This window comes from Curtobacterium sp. MWU13-2055 (genome assembly GCF_023242305.1).
In the GTDB taxonomy this organism is placed as follows: Bacteria; Actinomycetota; Actinomycetes; order Actinomycetales; family Microbacteriaceae; genus Curtobacterium.
Map to the genome: position 1 here is coordinate 317,472 of NZ_JALLIO010000003.1, position 14,942 is coordinate 332,413.

Below are 14,942 nucleotides of genomic sequence, written 5' to 3' on the forward strand. Positions count from 1 at the left end.
GAGGTGATCGTATCGCCGACGGGACGGTCAGCGGGTGGCTTCGGTCCGCTCCGCGTGGTCGGCGCCTTCAGGGGAGACTGCGCTGTCCGCGCTGTCTGCACGCTCCACGTGCCCCTGGGCTGCGGCGACCAGGGCGAGTGCGATCGTCGCGGTGATGATCGGGACGGTCTCGGTCATCGGAGCGACCTGCGTCGTGCTGGTGGTCGGTGCGGCCTGGAGGCCCGGGGCTGCGTCCGCCCCGGAGGGCTCATCCGGCTCGTGGTCACGCAGGGCCGGGCCGATGATCGGCAGGACGCCGGTGGTGGACGCCGGCTCGGCGTGCAGGACGGTCGCCTCGGAGGCCGCCGGCTCGCCGCGCTTCGCCGCACGACGGGCGCGTCCCATCTTCACCAGGACGACCACGGCCACGATCGCCCAGATGCCGTTGACGATGGTCGACGGCACCGCGTGGTGCGCGGCCACGTTGACGGCGACGGCCAGCCCGCCGACGAGGTTGAAGAGCTGGTAGACCGGCCCGTTCGGGAGCTTCCCCGTGGAGAAGAGAATGTAACCAGCCAGCACGGTTACAGCGCCGAACCAACCAAGGAATTCCACGATTCCGACCAACACGCGCGACTCCGGGCACGACGGGAACGGCCGGTTCGAGCCGACCGTTCGAGAGGGAGATGAGCAGCCGCGATCACGGCGTCGTGAGCATCGTACGCACAGCGACGGGTGTCGCGGAAGAGGGGTCGGCGTGGCGCGTCACACCCCAGTGGGAGGGGGTCGGATCAGCCCTTCGCGGAGGCCGCGGCTGCGGCGTCCGAGAGCACGTAGATCGACCCGCTGAAGGTCCACGACGGAGACTCCGCCTGCGCGTCGGAATCATCGGCGGCTGCGGTGCTCGGCGACGACGACGAGATCGAGTCGATCAGGAAGAGCCGCGAGTTCGACTGCACACCCTTGACGAAGGTGAGCGCTCCTGGGAACTCACCGTTGACGGTCACCGACACCGGGATGACGGAGAAGTTCCGCGACGTGATGCTGCTGTCCGTCGCCGTCTCCGGAGCCGCCGGGGTCGTCGCGACCGCAGTCGGTGCCGGCGTCGCCGTGGCCGTGGCCGTCGCAGAGTCGTCGGAGGCAGCGTCGCTGCTCGTGTCCCCTCCGGCCGGTGCCGCGGGCGGGGAGTACGCGGTCGCGTCACCGACGGTGATCGTCGCGACCTGAACGCCGGCCGTGTCAGCGGTCCCGTTGAGCTGGCTGATGAACGACGAGACGCCAGCCGCGTCGGGCACCGACGCCTGCAGCGTCGCGAGGCGGGTACGCATCTCGGGCAGGGACTTCGCCTGCTGCCGGAGCCGTGCGATCTCAGCGCGCGTCGTCGCGTTGCCGGCGCTGATGCTCTCGGTGTCGCTCTTCGCCGTCGCAGCACGGTCGAGCTGCGGCTGCACGCCGAGGAAGAAACCGCCGGCGGCCACCACGACCGCTGCGACGACCGCGAGGAGGAGCATCAATCGGTTGCGGCTCATGATCCGTCCTTCGCTGCGTACTTGCCGTCGTAGACCTTCTCATCGAGGTGGATCGTCATGTCCACCGTGTAGACGTTCGTCGACGTGTCGAGCGTCACCGAGTTGGCGTTCGCGTCGACGAACCCCCGGAGACCCTTCACCGAGTCGAGCCAGGTCGGCACCGACGGAAGGGTCGGGCTCGCGGCGTCGATCGTGAGCGTCGCCACACGCTGCCCCTGCAACGGGCTGGTCGCCTGGGCGTAGGCCTCGAGCGGGGTTGCGGAGTCGATCTGGACGCCCGTGATCGTCACACCGGCAGGGAGCGAGTCCTGCACCCGTTGGAGCGTTGCCTGCCAGTCGATCTCCGTCGACCCACCGACCTGCTGAGCCGCACGCAGCAGCTCGGACTGCGTCTCCGTGCTGCGCACCTCACGGTACTGCTGCTGCTCGACCAGGAGCGAGTCGGTCTGCTCGCGGGCCGCTGCCAGCTGAGCGTCGGCCTGCATGGCCGTCGCGGAGGCCAGGACGACTCCGGCCCCGACCGCCACCGCGACGACCACGACACCGAGCCAGGCCCGCCGGACGACCGCGCGCTGGCGACGATCGATGAGGACTTCGGTCGGCAGCAGATCGACTCGCGGCACACCGCCCACGACGACCGACTGGCCGTTACCGCGTCCCTGACGTTTCGTCCGCTGGGCGGTGTCCGCCGCGATCCGGACCTCGTGGGAGGTCCCTGCGCCGCGTCGTGCGCGCTTCGAGGGTTCGAGGATCTTGGTCATGCTGCACAGCTCCCGGTCGCGAGGCCCCAGGCGACCGCCACTGCGAGCCCACGGCCGGCGACGTCCTCTCGCCGGATCGACCGGTCCGTGGGCGCGTCGGCGAACGGGTCGCCGATGCTGACGTCGATGCCGGTCGACGCCTGGAGCGCCTCGGCGAAGCCCGGCAGCTGGGCGCCACCGCCAGCGAGGACGAGGCTCTGCACGCCCGCTCCTGGCCGCGTGCTGACGAAGTAGTTCACGGTGTTGCGCAGACTCGTCAGCAACTCGTTGCTGAGTTCACGGACGGTCGTGGCGGCGCGGACGTCATCAGGGGTCTGCGCACGAGCGCCGAGGCCGATCCAGCGCTTCACTGCCTCAGCCTGGTCGACCGCGATGTCGAGTGCCGTCGCGAGGGTCGCGGTCAGGTCGTCGCCGCCGCTCGGGATGATGCGCACGAACTGCGGGACGCCGTCGGTCGCCACGACCACCGTCGTGGTGTTCGCCCCGATCTCAGCGAGTGCGTGGGTCCCGGGGAACCGCGATGCGGGGAGGTACACCCGGGTGAGGGCGAACGGGATCAGATCGACCCCGATCGGGTTCAGGCCGGCGAGCTGCACCGCACGGACGTTCGCGAGCACTGCGTCCTTGATGGCCGCGATCAGGAGACCGTGCACGACCGGACCGTCCGTCCCGTGGGACTCGGACACCGGGTAGAAGTCGAGGATCGCGTCGCCGACGGGCACCGGGAGCATGTCCTGGACCTGGAAGGGCAGTGACTCGCGGATCTGCGCGAGCGGAGCCTTCGGGACCGTGAGGTCGCGCGAGAGCACCCGTTGGTTCCCCATGCCGAGGACCACGTCCTTGGACCGGAACCGGCCGACGCGCCAGAGTTCCCGGAGACTGGCCGCGATCGTGTTCGGCTCGAGGACCTCGCCGCGCTTGGTCGCGCCGACGGGCAGGGGGACCTCTGCGACGCGCTGGATCACCGGCCCGGGCTTGTTCGGGTTCGTCACCTCGACAGCGCGGATGGTCTCACCCCCGATGTCGATCCCGACGACGTTCTTCGCCATGTGTGGTCCTTCCTCAGGCCAGTCCGATGATCCGCAGGTACCCGTCGAGGACCGACTGACCGATGAAGACACCGAGCCAGGCACCGCCGAGCATCCAGGGGCCGAACGGGATACCGGAGCCGCGCTTCGCACGTCCGGCCACCATGAGGCCGATGGCGAAGCTACCGCCGAGGACGAAGGCTCCGAAAGCTCCCACTGCGAGGGGTCCCCATCCGAGGTACGCGAGCACGAGGCCGAGCACACCGGCCAACTTCACGTCGCCGAGTCCCATGCCGCCCGGGACGGCGAGCGCCAGCACCAGGTAGCCCCCGCCCAGGACCAGCAGACCGGTGCCCGCGCGCAGGAGGGCACCCCAGTCACCGCTCAGCGCGCTCGTGGCCGTCAGCAGCGCGGCGAACACCGGGTAGGCGGGCAGGACGATCGCGTTCGGCAGGCGGTGGACGTCGAGGTCGATCAGGGCGAGTGCGACCGACACCGCCATCAGGTACAGCATCGCGACGAGGACGGTCGTCGCGACCGCCGCGGCACGGGCATCAGTGGCGGCCAGCAGTGCTGGTCCGAAGTGCAGGACGACGAGCGCGAACAGGACTGCTGTCGCGAGTTCTACGAGCGGGTAGCGGACCGAGATCGGCTCAGCGCAGTCGCGGCAGCGCCCACGCAGGACGGCCCACGAGAGCACCGGGACGTTGTCCCGCGCCCGGATCTCGTGACCGCACCGTGGGCACGCACTCGCCGGTGCCACCACGGACAGACCGGCCGGGACCCGGTGGACCACCACGTTGAGGAACGAGCCGATCGCGAGTCCCGTGGCCGCCGCGAAGCCGACGACCATCACCGCGGCGGTCATCGTGGGCTCCCGCCGCCGTCGTAGGCGGGCTTGACCTCGATCTGCGAGGTCACCTTGTACGTGGTGACCACCGGCTGCGGGAAGAACGGTGGCGTGTAGCTGGCGAGGCTCGTGTCGTACCCGTACGCCTTGAGGTAGCCGTTCGACCCCTTGCCGACAGCTCCGCGGTAGCGCTGAGCGATCGAACCGTTCACCGTCAGGGTTCCCCGGCCACCGCCGTACGCGTAGTTCTGCACCGTGAAGGTGCCCTGGTTCGACAGGATCGCTCCGGCGACGGTCCGGTTGTCCGCGAGGAACGCGTACGCGCTGGCGCCGCTGAAGTACATCGGGTTCCAGACCATCACGGCTTCCTGCCCGACGATCCCGAGCACGGTCGAGGCGGCCCGGTTGGTCACGTACTGCAGGTCCCCGGTGATGTAGACGTAGTTCTCAGCGGACAGCGTGATCGACGCGTCGACCTTGCCGGAGACGAAGAGGTCACCGTTGCTGCAGCCGTAGGCGGAGCTGAACGGGACCGGGTCTCCCTGTGCGTTCCGCGGGACCGACTCCGAGTAGGTACCGGAGTACCCGGAGATCTTCCCCGTGTAGGGGAAGCCCAATCCGTTGTCGGTCACCGACGGGCTCTTCATGCACGCGGACGGTGCGTTGCGGGTCGTGTACTTCGACCAGTAGTAGTTCGGGTTCGTCGAGCTGCCGCTTCCTGCGGAGGCGGGTTCGTCCTGCACGTACACCAGGTTGTTCGCGAGCAGGCTCGTGCTCAGCGTGGCCCCAGCACCCTGCAGATCGGCGATCGCCCCGCACTTCGTCGGCTCCGATCCGTAGTCCGGACCCGATTTCTGCAGGTTCGTCTTCAGCGTGAGCGGGGAGCGGACCGTCATCTTGCCGTTGCCGAGGAAGGTGATCTGGGTCGGCCCCGTGTACAAGCACCCCGTCCCGGGTGTCGTCGAGATGATCGCGCTGTCATCGGTGTACATGCGGTCGCGCCCGGCGCTGATCGTGGACGGCGGCGTGTACGAGCCGACGGTCTCCGGCGCGTAGCCGCTGTAGTACTGGTACGACGGCGTCCGCTTCGGCGAGCATCCGTAGTCGGTGGTGCCGACCGCGGACTGCACGGTGTTCTTGAAGGTCCCGCCGCAGATGAGCATCACGTCGTTCGACCGGATCGGCCCGTTCAGGGTGTCGCCGTCCTGGAACTGGATCCGCGAGCACGCACTCTTGCCACCGCCCGGCGAGTTCGAGAACGTCGCGTTCTGGTACACGTTCGAGCAGTCCTCGCCGGTGATGTCCGGATCGCCGGATTCGTAGTCCGTCCAGTACAGGTAGTTCGAGAAACCGTCCGGCTTGACGTTCGCGACCAAGGTCCTCGTCGTGTTGCCGGCCTTACCGGTGACCTGGACCCGGACGATGCCCTGCTGCCCGTAGATGCTGTTGTCGACCGCGTACCGGTAGAACGTCGAGCCGCCGGCACCCGTCGAGTCCGGCACCGCGACCCAGGTCGTGAACGCGGCGTTGTCCCCTGTGCGGTTCGGGAATGTGTTCCCGGCGCTGAACGGCTGAGCGGAATCGCCGTACTTCGTCGCGTACGTGTTGTCGGCGTTGACGCGCGACTGGTAGTCGGCGAGCCCGGCGTACGCTGCCGCCATCGCGTTCGCGTAGTCGCGATCGGAGGCGGACTTCGTCGCACCGGACGTCGAGAGACCGACCATCGTCGCGGCGAGGATCATCACGATCACCCCGATCCCGAGCACGGCGGTGAGGGCGACCCCGCGGTCGTCATCCCGCGAGCGGATCGCGTCGAGCATGCGGCGCACGGTCAGCCTCCGAACTGCAGGTTGGGCATGCCCACGGTGCTCGTGAGCGAGACGTTGTTGGCGGCGGACGGCTTCGACATGTCGCGTTCGCCCACGGTCAGGGCGACGGTGACGGATCGGACCGACTGCAGGTCAGCGACGCTCAGACCGGTCGCGCCGGGCATCAGCGCGTTCCCACCCGCATCCCGGTACGTGAACAGCGCAGTCGGCACGACCGACGACGCGAGCGTCAGCCTCGAGGTCGGGGTGTTGCCGAGCGTCGCCGTCGTGGCGCGGGGGAAGTCGAAGTAGCTGTTCGACGCATCGGTCGCCGTGCCGTTCCACTTCGTTTCCGTGATCGTCCCCTTCGACGAATCGAGCGTGAACTGCACCTCGACGGGCTGGACGTCGACCGCGGAGTTCAGGTTGATGTACGCGAAGAAGCGCACCGACGTCGCCGAGGCGTACTGGAACGCGTACTGCGTGTCGATGCCGCTCGCGACGGGGTTGTTCGACGCGACCCGGAACATGCGCTGCATCTCCCGCATCGCGGTCGACGCCGCCCGGGTGTTGCCGTCGACCCCGGTGGTCGTCGTGGACGCGCGGGTCACGGACGCGAAGAAGGCTCCTGCCATCGCGAGGAGCAGGACGGTGACGCTCATCGCGACGATGAGCTCCGCGAGGGAGAGACCGCGGTCATCCCGGCGCAGCCGGGCGAGCGCGCGCATCACGGTGCCCGCCGGGGATCGAGCATGACCTTGCCGGACGAGGTGGAGACGCCCGTCGCCGTGGTCGCCGACGGGGTTCCGCTGCTGAGGGTCAGGGAGACGACACCACCGAGGATCTTCAGCACGGTGCCGGACTGGAAGGAGTACGTGCCGTAGGGCAAGGCGATCGTCGCGGTCTGGTTCGACAGGCCTGTGAAAGTGTAGGTCACCGGGGTTGCGCAGCCAGGATCGCCCGAGTTCGCGGTCGGCGCGACGGTTGTGGCCGTCAGCGCGTTGTCGGTCTTCGCGGCGAGCTTCACGGTGACGATCTGGACGGGAGCCTTGACCGCGTTCGTGCCGGCCTGGGGCTGCGCGAGGGCGCGCGGGGCCACCGCGGCGCCCTTCGCCGTGGTCCAGTTCTCCGGGTCGACGCTCAGACAGGTCGCCGGGGTTCCCGGCACCGCCTTGTAGCCGTCGGCGTAGGGGAAGACCTGGGCCGTCGTCCCGGCCGCGTAGGGACCGTAGTCGGCGGTCTTCCGTCGGAGCGACACCGGACTGCTGGTCGGTGGCGTGAAGGCGGTGGTGCTCTGGTTGGGATCCGACCACTGCGGCACGACCGTGAGCGCGGTGTCGTAGTTGAAGTTGGCAGCGGAGGTCTGGTTCGTCTGCACCGTGACCGTCGTGGACGGCGTGGCGGTCTGCGCGCCGAGCGAACCCGACGACGTCCCGTCGTCGATGTTCCCGGACTTCGTGAGCGTGACGTCGTACCGCCCGGGCTTGACGTTCAGCGCGTAGGTGCACCCCGTCACGTCCGTCTGTCCGATCGTGGAGGTGATCGCTGCGGCGCCGTTCGGGTTACTGGTGTTCGGCGCGATCGTCACGCCCACACCCTGGTTGCCCGAGCCGTCGACCCGGGACACCGAGACCACGATGGTGCCGAGGTTCGCCGCCGTCACCGAGGTGGTCGGAGCGACCATGCTGTTCATCGAGATCGACTGGGTCGATCCACGCCCTCCGGCCGTCCAGCTGATGGTCATCGACACCCGCTTGTAAGCCAGCGGGCCGCCCCCGGACCCACAGGCGTTGGCGGTGCCGGAGGTCGGGACCCAGCGGGCCGTCTGCTTGACGGAGTAGTCGACGCCGTTCCGGGTCAACGAGTCCGTCGCGTCGGTGACCCCGAACAGGTTGCTGCTCGTCCGCGCCTTGTCGATGGCGTCCTGTGCCAGACCGATCGCGACTTCGCGCGAGCGCGAACCCTGTGCGAGGTAGAGGGAGCTCGCGATCCCCATGGCGACACCTGCTGCGATCATCGCGAACACGGTCATGGCGACGAGCACCTCGATGATCGAGAAGCCATCGTCTCGTTCGCGGGCGTCGCGAAGGAGCTCGGTCAGTCGCAGCATGGTCACCTCCGATACGCCGCGTTCGTTGGAGACGGACTCCGACTCGTCACGAGCCGGAGTCCGTCTCGGAGCCCGAAGGGGTCAGGGGCAGGTGCCGTCCTTCGCGCCGCCGTCCTGGTCGACGTAGAAGTTCTTCGTCGAGTTGCTCGTGACCTGGATGCAGAACGACCCGGCGGTCGCGTCGGACTTCTTGATCTCCGGGGCGACACCCTTGCCGGTGTCGTACGTGCCGCTGGCCGAGTAGCCCGCGAGGCCGGCGAGCTTCGTCGGGAACGTGTTGTTCTGTGTGTACGCGGCGATGACCGCGGTCTTCGCGTTCTGCAGGTCCGACTTCGCCGAGGCGTCCTTCGCGTTGTTCTGCACGTTCAGGTACACCGGGATGGCGATCGCGGCGAGGATGCCGATGATGATGACGACGACCAGGAGCTCGATGAGCGTGAAGCCCTTCTCCTCCTCGGCCAGCAGGCCCTTGCGGCGAGCGTCGAGCTTGCCCATGAGAGCGAAGTACATGGTGGTTTCCATTCTTCTGGGAATGCGATGGGATTTGTGCCGGGGACTGCTCCGCCGCCGGTCACAAGAGTATTCAGAGGCGTTTCCGGGCGTAATCCCGAGAACGGGGGGTCCGGGGGTACCGAAATGTCCCCAGTAACGGGGGCATTGCGTGCTTCCATACCCCCGTTACTGGGGGCATCGACTCCGATTGGTTACTTGACGAGCGAGGTGATCTGGAAGATCGGCAGGTACAGCGCGACGATCATGCCGCCTACCACGACACCGAGGAACGCGATCAGCAGCGGCTCGATCAGTGAGGTGAGCGCCTCGGTGGTGGACTCGACCTCGCTGTCGTAGAACGCAGCGATCTTCTCGAGCAAGATCTCCAGCGATCCGGCGTCCTCGCCGACCGCGACCATTTGCGACACCATTGCCGGGAATATCGGTTCTTTTGCCAACGGAGCGGCGATGGATTCACCTTTCCGCACGGCTTCGGAAACGCGCCTGAGCGCTTTCTCGACCACGTAGTTGTTCGACACTTCTCCGGCGATCTGCAATCCTTGCAGAATCGGGACACCGGCTCCGATCATGTCCGAGAGGTTTCGTGAGAACCGCGCGATCACGATCTTGCGGTTGAGCTGTCCGAACACCGGGAGTCGGAGTTTCAGCGGGTCCACGAACGCGCGGACGCGTTCGGTGTTCTTGTTCGCTCGCCACCACACCCAGAACGCGATGGCCGCGACGAGCAGGACCGGACCGACGTACACCATCGCGTTCGACGCGTAGACGAGCACCATCGTCGGCAGCGGGAGCTGCCCGCCCAGGGACGAGAACATCTTCTGGAAGATCGGCACGATGAAGATGAGCATGATGACGACTGCCACCAGCGACATCACGAGCACCACCACCGGGTAGGTCATCGCCGACTTGATCGTCGAGCGGAGCTTGTGCTCCTTCTCGAAGTTGGTGGCGATGGAGTCCATGGCCTGGTCGAGGAACCCGCCGGTCTCGCCCGCACGGATCATGTTGATCATGATCGGCGGGAAGTCGACCGGGAACTTCGCCACCGCGTCGGAGAACGAGACGCCCCGCTCGACGTCGTCACGGACCTTGCCGAGGATGTCCTTGAGCTTCTTGTTCTCGGTCTGGTCGGCGAGGATCGACAGCGCGCGCAGCAGCGAGAGTCCCGAGGTGAGCATCGTCGAGGCCTGGCGCGACATGATCGCGAGGTCCTTGAGGCCGACGCCCTTCTCGAACCCGGGGATCTTGATCTCGGTCTGCAGGCCCGTGCCGGCCTTGGACTCCGTGATCGCGATCGGCGAGACACCCATGCCCCGGAGCCGCTGGACGACCGCTCCTTCGGACGAGGCGTCGAGACGGCCCTTGACGAGCTTGCCGGCACCGTCGCGCCCGCGGTAGTCGAATGCGAGGGACATCAGTAGCCTCCGGAGAACTTGTCGCCGAAGTCGATCCCGCTGGCGGCGATCGCGGCTGCCGAGGAGTCGGACGGGGACTCGACGCGCTGCACCAGCCGGTCGAAGCCCTCTTCGTCGTGCACTTTGTCCATCGCGGCCTTGCGCGAGATCGTGCCGACGTTGACCAGTTCGGCGAGGTCCTGGTCCATGGTGTGCATGCCCAGGTCACGGCCGGCCTGCATGGCGGACGTGATCTGGTAGGTCTTGCCCTCGCGGATCAGGTTGCCGATGGCGGGGGTGATCGTCATGATCTCGGTGGCCACGACCCGACCGACACCGTTGGCCTTCGGCACCAGGGTCTGGCAGACGACGCCCTGCAGGGTCGCCGCGAGCTGCGTGCGGATCTGGCCCTGCTGGTGGGGCGGGAAGACGTCGATGACACGGTCGATCGTGCCGGGGGCGCTCTGCGTGTGCAGGGTGGCGAACACCAGGTGCCCGGTCTCGGCTGCGGTGAGCGCGACCGAGATGGTCTCGAGGTCGCGGAGCTCGCCGATCAGGATGACATCGGGGTCCTGACGCAGCACGTGCTTGAGCGCGGCGGCGAAGGAGTGCGTGTCGGCACCGACCTCGCGCTGGTTGATGATCGCCTTCTTGTGCTCGTGCATGAACTCGATCGGGTCCTCGACCGTCACGATGTGGTCGGCCCGGCTCTCGTTCACCAGGTCGATCAGGGCGGCGAGGGTCGTCGACTTGCCGGAACCGGTCGGGCCGGTGACCAGGACGAGCCCTCGGGGCAGGCCGGCGAAGTCGCCGACGTGCTCGGGGATGCCGAGCTGCTTGAGCGTCTTGATCTTGGTGGGGATGATGCGGAAGGCCGCGCCCCAGTTGCCGCGCTGCTGGTAGAAGTTCACGCGGAAGCGGTACTCCGGCGACAGCGAGTACGCGAAGTCGAGTTCCTGCTCCTGGTCGAACTGGCCGGCCTGTTCGACCGACAGCATCGTCTTGAGGGCGGCGATGACCTTGCCGCGCGACCACGCGCCTCCGGGGACTGCGGGACGGAGCGAGCCGTCGACGCGGACGGTGGGCGGGGCGTCGGCGGTGACGTGCAGGTCGGATGCGCCCTGGTACACGACCTGGGCGAGTGCGGTGATCAGGTCGGGGTCGGCGACCTCGCGTGCGTGGCGCGAGAACTCGATGTCGCCGCCGATCGTGGCGGCCGGTGCCGGGGCCGCAAGCGCCGTGGGTAGCCGCTGCGTCGGCGCCTCGGCGTAGCCGTAGGTCGCGATCGACGACGGCACCCCGGCGGGCGGCGTCGCCGGAGCGGCGAGCGGCTGCGCGACGGGCACGGCGACGGGCGACCCGGACGGTGCCGGCCAGCCGGCGGTGTCGTCCCCGAGGTCGTACACCTGCTCCGGAGGGGCCGACGCTGCGGCGGCAGCCAGGCGTGCTGCACGGCGGGAGCCCACCTCGGTGCCGGGGTTGCCCGGGTGCCAGCCGGCGACGGGCTCGTCGCCGGGGTGCGTGATGTCGTACACGGAGTCGGTCATCTGCTGCGCTCTCTCGTGACTACGCGACCACGCGCAGGATCTCGTCGACGCTCGTGAGACCGAGCTTGACCTTCTCGAAGCCGTCCTGGCGGAGCGTCAGCATCCCCTGCGCCTGGGCGACGCGGCTGATCTCGGCGCTCGAGGCGCGCGAGACGGCGAGGCGTTCGATCTCCTCGGTGACGGTCATGACCTCGTGCAGGGCGATGCGGCCGCGGTACCCGGTGTTCGAGCAGACCGCGCAGCCGATGGGGGCGAAGAACGCCGGGACCTCGTCGCCGGGGCGCAGGAACCCGAGGGTGCGGAGCTGTTCGGCCTCGTACACGGCGGGGGCCTTGCACCGGTCGCACAGCCGTCGCGCCAGACGCTGGGCCACGACGGAGTCCAACGCGGAGCCGACCAGGAAGGGCTCGATGTCCATCTCGGTGAGTCGGGTCACGGCGGAGGGGGCGTCGTTCGTGTGCAGGGTGGACAGCACCAGGTGGCCGGTGAGAGATGCCTCGATGGCGATCTGGGCGGTCTCGTGGTCGCGGATCTCACCGAGCAGGACGACGTCGGGATCGGATCGCAGGATCGAGCGCAGCGCCGAGGCGAAGGTCAGCCCGGCCTTCGGGTTGACCTGCACCTGGTTGATGCCGGCCATCCGGTACTCGACCGGGTCCTCGACCGTGATGACGTTGATCTCGGGCTTCGCGACCGCGTTCAGGGTCGTGTACAGCGTCGTGGACTTGCCGGAGCCGGTGGGCCCGGTGACCAGGATCATGCCGTAGGGCTTCGAGTACGACCGCTGGTACGCCTGGAAGTTCTGCTCGAGGAGGTTGAGGTCCTTGAGGGTCAGCGACGTGTTCGTGTTGTCGAGGATCCGCATGACGACCTTCTCGCCCCACACGGTGGGCAGCGTCGCCACGCGGAGGTCGATCTGGCGGCCACCGTGGCGGACCGACATGCGGCCGTCCTGCGGCTTGCGACGCTCGGCGATGTCGATGTCGCTCATGATCTTCAGGCGGCTGATGACGCCGTTCTGGATGTTCTTCGGCGCCGGGGCCATCTCGTGCAGCACACCGTCGATGCGGTAGCGGATCCGGACCTCGTGCTCACCGGGCTCGATGTGGATGTCCGAGGCGTGGTCCTGGATCGCCTGCGAGACGAGCAGGTTCACGAAGCGGACGATCGGGACGTCGTCGAGGGCGCCGTCGGCCAGGTCCACCTGGGCCGAGGAGCTGACCGAGGCTTCTTCTTCGAGCGACGAGGTCAGGTCGTTGAGTTCGTCGTCGGCACGCAGGTAGCGGTCGAGCGCGGTGAGCAGGTCGCGCTCGTCGACCTGGAGGGGCTTGATCGGCCGGCCGGACGCAGCGCGGGCGTCGTCGATCGCCAGCACGTTGGTCGGGTTGACCATCGCGAGGATGAGCAGCTCGCCCTCGAATCCGACGCCGAGGACACCGTGGCGCCGGCAGAGCGCAGCGGGGAGGATCGAGACAGCGGTGCCGTCGACCGGGTAGTCGGTCAACGGGACGGTGCGGGAGTTGTTCGACGCCGCGCGGGCGGTGATGAACTGCGCCTCGCTCACGACGCCCTGGTCGACCAGGCCGCGGATCGCGCGCTCGTCCAGGTCCTCGTCGCCCGTCATCGAGTCGAGGTGCTCGATCGGCAGGGCGCCGTTCAGGATGAGGATCTCGGACAGGGTCGCCATGAGTCCTGTGCCTCCTTGGACTCGCGCGCGGCGAGACGTGGTCGGGTTGCGCACCACCAGGGATGTGGCGCTCGACCACGCTACTTCTGCGACAGTCGTCGGCCGCAGTCCCAGAAGGAGGGGGCGGAGGGGGTCCGGATGCACCCAGAACTGGGGTCCAGGACCCCCGACACGACGGTCAGAGCGACGCCGACGCGGTGACGTGGACCTCGCCGGCGACGAACCCGAGTCGCTCGTAGATGCGCCCGGCTCCGCTCGGGTTCTCGGCGTCGACGTGCAGCACCGCCGCGGACAACCCGTCGGCGCGGATCGCCTGCAGCGTGGCGTCGAGGACGATCGGGGCGAGCCCCGTCCCCCGTGCTGCACGCACGACGCCGACCCAGTGCACGTACCCGTACGAACGGCCCCGGGCAGCGAACCCGTCGGGCTCCACCTCGACGATCGTGAACGCCACGACCGAACCGTCGGCGCCGACGACGACCCGCGACAGGTCCAGCCGGCTCTTGTCCGAGGTGAGGAACCCCCGCCAGTCCGACGCGACCATCGGCTGGGAACCCCAGTGGTCGCGGAAGGCGTCGTTCATGGCCGTCCGGAGCGGCTCGATGTCGTCCGCGGTGACGGGCCGCAGGACGAACCCGTCCGCCAGCACGGGCACCCCGTCGGTGTCCGGACCGCGGTCGTCGAACACGACCTGCATGTCGAGCCAGGTGCGCACCGGCGCGAAGCCGTGGTGCGCCGCCAGCCGGAGCGCCGAGGACCCCTGGCGCCCACCGACGTCGAGCGTCGCCGGCAGATCGACGTCGAGCGTCGCCAGGCGTTGCCGTGCCCGGCCGACCTGCCATGCGAGCACCCGCCGTCCGATCCCCTGCCCGCGCAGGGAAGGGTGGACCGCCCCGTCGAGCACAGCGCGCGCAGCGGTGACGCGGGAGGGGACGTCGATGACGATGCCGTAGGCCTGCACATGCCCTCCAGCATCGACGCCCACCACGGTGTCCCTGGTGACGTCCAGCCCTTCGGTGGACAACGACCGTTCGAGGTCAGCTGTGGAGGGACGGGCGTGCGGGTCGTCGACCGCGGCCGACGCGACCGCGACGGCGTGCATCGCCCCGACGTCGTCGAGCCCGCCGGCCCGGAACGTCAAGCCGCCGATCGGCGTGGGGAACGAGAGGTGTGCCGGGGCCGTGATCCGTTCGCGCAGGGTCGCCATCCCTCCAGCCTGCCAGTTCCGCCGCGCGGCGAGACGCCACCGAAAGCCCCTCGACGAGCAGGCCCGACCGGGACCATGATGAGTCATGGACATCACGAGCGTGACCGTGGGGCTGCCCGTCACCGACATCGAGGCGTCCTGCCTCTGGTACGGCGCCGTCTTCGAGCGCACCGAACCGGACCTCGAACCCGAGGACGGTGTCGCCGAGTACGAGGTCGGCGGGATCTGGATCCAGCTCTACGAGGACGACTCCGCCGAGGAGAACCCCGTGAGCGTCCGGTTCGGCGTCGACGACGTCGGAGCCCAGCACGCGCGCATCGGCTCGCTCGGCATCGACATCGGACCGGTCGAGTGCGTCGACGGAGCCGTGAACTGGTTCGACGTCCGCGACCCCGACGGCAACGTCCTCAGCCTGTTCTCGCTCGTGGACGAGACCGGTCGCGGATCGGGACGCGACAACGGCGCGGACCGCGCGCTCTAGACGCACCCGGTCGCAGGCCGGGAGGCCCGTGGCGGCCTGGCACCGGGC

At 68.6% G+C, this 14,942-nt stretch carries 14 protein-coding genes; 1 reads left to right on the forward strand and 13 read right to left on the reverse strand.

Annotated features, from left to right (window positions below):
• Positions 1-27: 27 nt before the first annotated feature.
• From M4960_RS09200 to M4960_RS09260, 13 genes are all read right to left on the reverse strand, one after another.
• Positions 28-594 carry a hypothetical protein gene (locus M4960_RS09200; RefSeq protein WP_248704070.1) on the reverse strand — a complete coding sequence of 189 codons (567 nt, stop codon included), beginning with the start codon at positions 592-594 and terminating at the stop codon, positions 28-30.
• 176 nt (positions 595-770) lie between these two features.
• Positions 771-1,508 carry a hypothetical protein gene (locus M4960_RS09205; protein ID WP_248704071.1) on the reverse strand — a complete coding sequence of 246 codons (738 nt, stop codon included), beginning with the start codon at positions 1,506-1,508 and terminating at the stop codon, positions 771-773.
• Positions 1,505-2,269: a hypothetical protein gene (locus M4960_RS09210; RefSeq protein WP_248704072.1), complete on the reverse strand. Its 765-nt coding sequence runs from the start codon at positions 2,267-2,269 to the stop codon at positions 1,505-1,507. Before M4960_RS09210 ends, M4960_RS09205 begins: the two co-directional genes overlap by 4 nt.
• A complete protein-coding gene (pilM, locus tag M4960_RS09215) occupies positions 2,266-3,318 on the reverse strand; it encodes a type IV pilus assembly protein PilM (protein WP_248704073.1) in 1,053 nt (350 codons plus the stop codon). Before pilM ends, M4960_RS09210 begins: the two co-directional genes overlap by 4 nt.
• 13 nt (positions 3,319-3,331) lie before the next feature.
• On the reverse strand, positions 3,332-4,165 hold the full coding sequence (locus M4960_RS09220) for an A24 family peptidase (protein WP_248704074.1): 834 nt from the start codon (positions 4,163-4,165) through the stop codon (positions 3,332-3,334).
• On the reverse strand, positions 4,162-5,967 hold the full coding sequence (locus M4960_RS09225; RefSeq protein WP_248704075.1) for a hypothetical protein: 1,806 nt from the start codon (positions 5,965-5,967) through the stop codon (positions 4,162-4,164). Before M4960_RS09225 ends, M4960_RS09220 begins: the two co-directional genes overlap by 4 nt.
• Positions 5,968-5,978: 11 nt before the next feature.
• Positions 5,979-6,686 (reverse strand): hypothetical protein, encoded by a 708-nt coding sequence (locus M4960_RS09230; protein ID WP_123936969.1) that lies wholly within the window; start codon positions 6,684-6,686, stop codon positions 5,979-5,981.
• On the reverse strand, positions 6,683-8,065 hold the full coding sequence (locus tag M4960_RS09235; RefSeq protein ID WP_248704076.1) for a prepilin-type N-terminal cleavage/methylation domain-containing protein: 1,383 nt from the start codon (positions 8,063-8,065) through the stop codon (positions 6,683-6,685). Before M4960_RS09235 ends, M4960_RS09230 begins: the two co-directional genes overlap by 4 nt.
• Before the next feature lie 81 nt (positions 8,066-8,146).
• Entirely contained in the window at positions 8,147-8,575 is a 429-nt protein-coding gene (locus M4960_RS19700; protein WP_308222005.1) for a prepilin-type N-terminal cleavage/methylation domain-containing protein, read from the reverse strand.
• A 194-nt stretch (positions 8,576-8,769) separates the two neighbouring features.
• The gene (locus M4960_RS09245) at positions 8,770-9,993 is read right to left on the reverse strand and encodes a type II secretion system F family protein (protein ID WP_248704077.1); all 1,224 of its coding nucleotides are present in this window, start codon (positions 9,991-9,993) and stop codon (positions 8,770-8,772) included.
• On the reverse strand, positions 9,993-11,519 hold the full coding sequence (locus M4960_RS09250) for a type IV pilus twitching motility protein PilT (RefSeq protein WP_308222006.1): 1,527 nt from the start codon (positions 11,517-11,519) through the stop codon (positions 9,993-9,995). The genes M4960_RS09245 and M4960_RS09250 overlap by 1 nt, the downstream gene beginning before the upstream one ends.
• A gap of 19 nt (positions 11,520-11,538) precedes the next feature.
• Positions 11,539-13,206 carry a GspE/PulE family protein gene (locus M4960_RS09255; protein ID WP_111083486.1) on the reverse strand — a complete coding sequence of 556 codons (1,668 nt, stop codon included), beginning with the start codon at positions 13,204-13,206 and terminating at the stop codon, positions 11,539-11,541.
• Positions 13,207-13,384: 178 nt separating this feature from the next.
• A complete protein-coding gene (locus tag M4960_RS09260) occupies positions 13,385-14,413 on the reverse strand; it encodes a GNAT family N-acetyltransferase (RefSeq protein WP_248704078.1) in 1,029 nt (342 codons plus the stop codon).
• A gap of 85 nt (positions 14,414-14,498) precedes the next feature.
• Here M4960_RS09260 and M4960_RS09265 point away from each other — a divergent pair, with 85 nt between their 5' ends.
• Entirely contained in the window at positions 14,499-14,894 is a 396-nt protein-coding gene (locus M4960_RS09265; RefSeq protein WP_123671416.1) for a VOC family protein, read from the forward strand.
• The last annotated feature ends 48 nt before the right edge of the window (positions 14,895-14,942 follow it).

What these genes read in the sequence shown, in the direction of transcription:
- M4960_RS09250 (WP_308222006.1), bottom strand. Translation starts at nt 11,519, where the DNA reads ATGACCGACTCCGTGTACGACATCACGCACCCCGGCGACGAGCCCGTC.
- M4960_RS09260 (WP_248704078.1), bottom strand. Translation starts at nt 14,413, where the DNA reads ATGGCGACCCTGCGCGAACGGATCACGGCCCCGGCACACCTCTCGTTC.
- M4960_RS19700 (WP_308222005.1), bottom strand. Translation starts at nt 8,575, where the DNA reads ATGTACTTCGCTCTCATGGGCAAGCTCGACGCTCGCCGCAAGGGCCTG.
- M4960_RS09235 (WP_248704076.1), bottom strand. Translation starts at nt 8,065, where the DNA reads ATGCTGCGACTGACCGAGCTCCTTCGCGACGCCCGCGAACGAGACGAT.
- pilM (WP_248704073.1), bottom strand. Translation starts at nt 3,318, where the DNA reads ATGGCGAAGAACGTCGTCGGGATCGACATCGGGGGTGAGACCATCCGC.
- M4960_RS09245 (WP_248704077.1), bottom strand. Translation starts at nt 9,993, where the DNA reads ATGTCCCTCGCATTCGACTACCGCGGGCGCGACGGTGCCGGCAAGCTC.
- M4960_RS09205 (WP_248704071.1), bottom strand. Translation starts at nt 1,508, where the DNA reads ATGAGCCGCAACCGATTGATGCTCCTCCTCGCGGTCGTCGCAGCGGTC.
- M4960_RS09265 (WP_123671416.1), top strand. Translation starts at nt 14,499, where the DNA reads ATGGACATCACGAGCGTGACCGTGGGGCTGCCCGTCACCGACATCGAG.
- M4960_RS09225 (WP_248704075.1), bottom strand. Translation starts at nt 5,967, where the DNA reads ATGCTCGACGCGATCCGCTCGCGGGATGACGACCGCGGGGTCGCCCTC.
- M4960_RS09255 (WP_111083486.1), bottom strand. Translation starts at nt 13,206, where the DNA reads ATGGCGACCCTGTCCGAGATCCTCATCCTGAACGGCGCCCTGCCGATC.
- M4960_RS09210 (WP_248704072.1), bottom strand. Translation starts at nt 2,269, where the DNA reads ATGACCAAGATCCTCGAACCCTCGAAGCGCGCACGACGCGGCGCAGGG.
- M4960_RS09220 (WP_248704074.1), bottom strand. Translation starts at nt 4,165, where the DNA reads ATGACCGCCGCGGTGATGGTCGTCGGCTTCGCGGCGGCCACGGGACTC.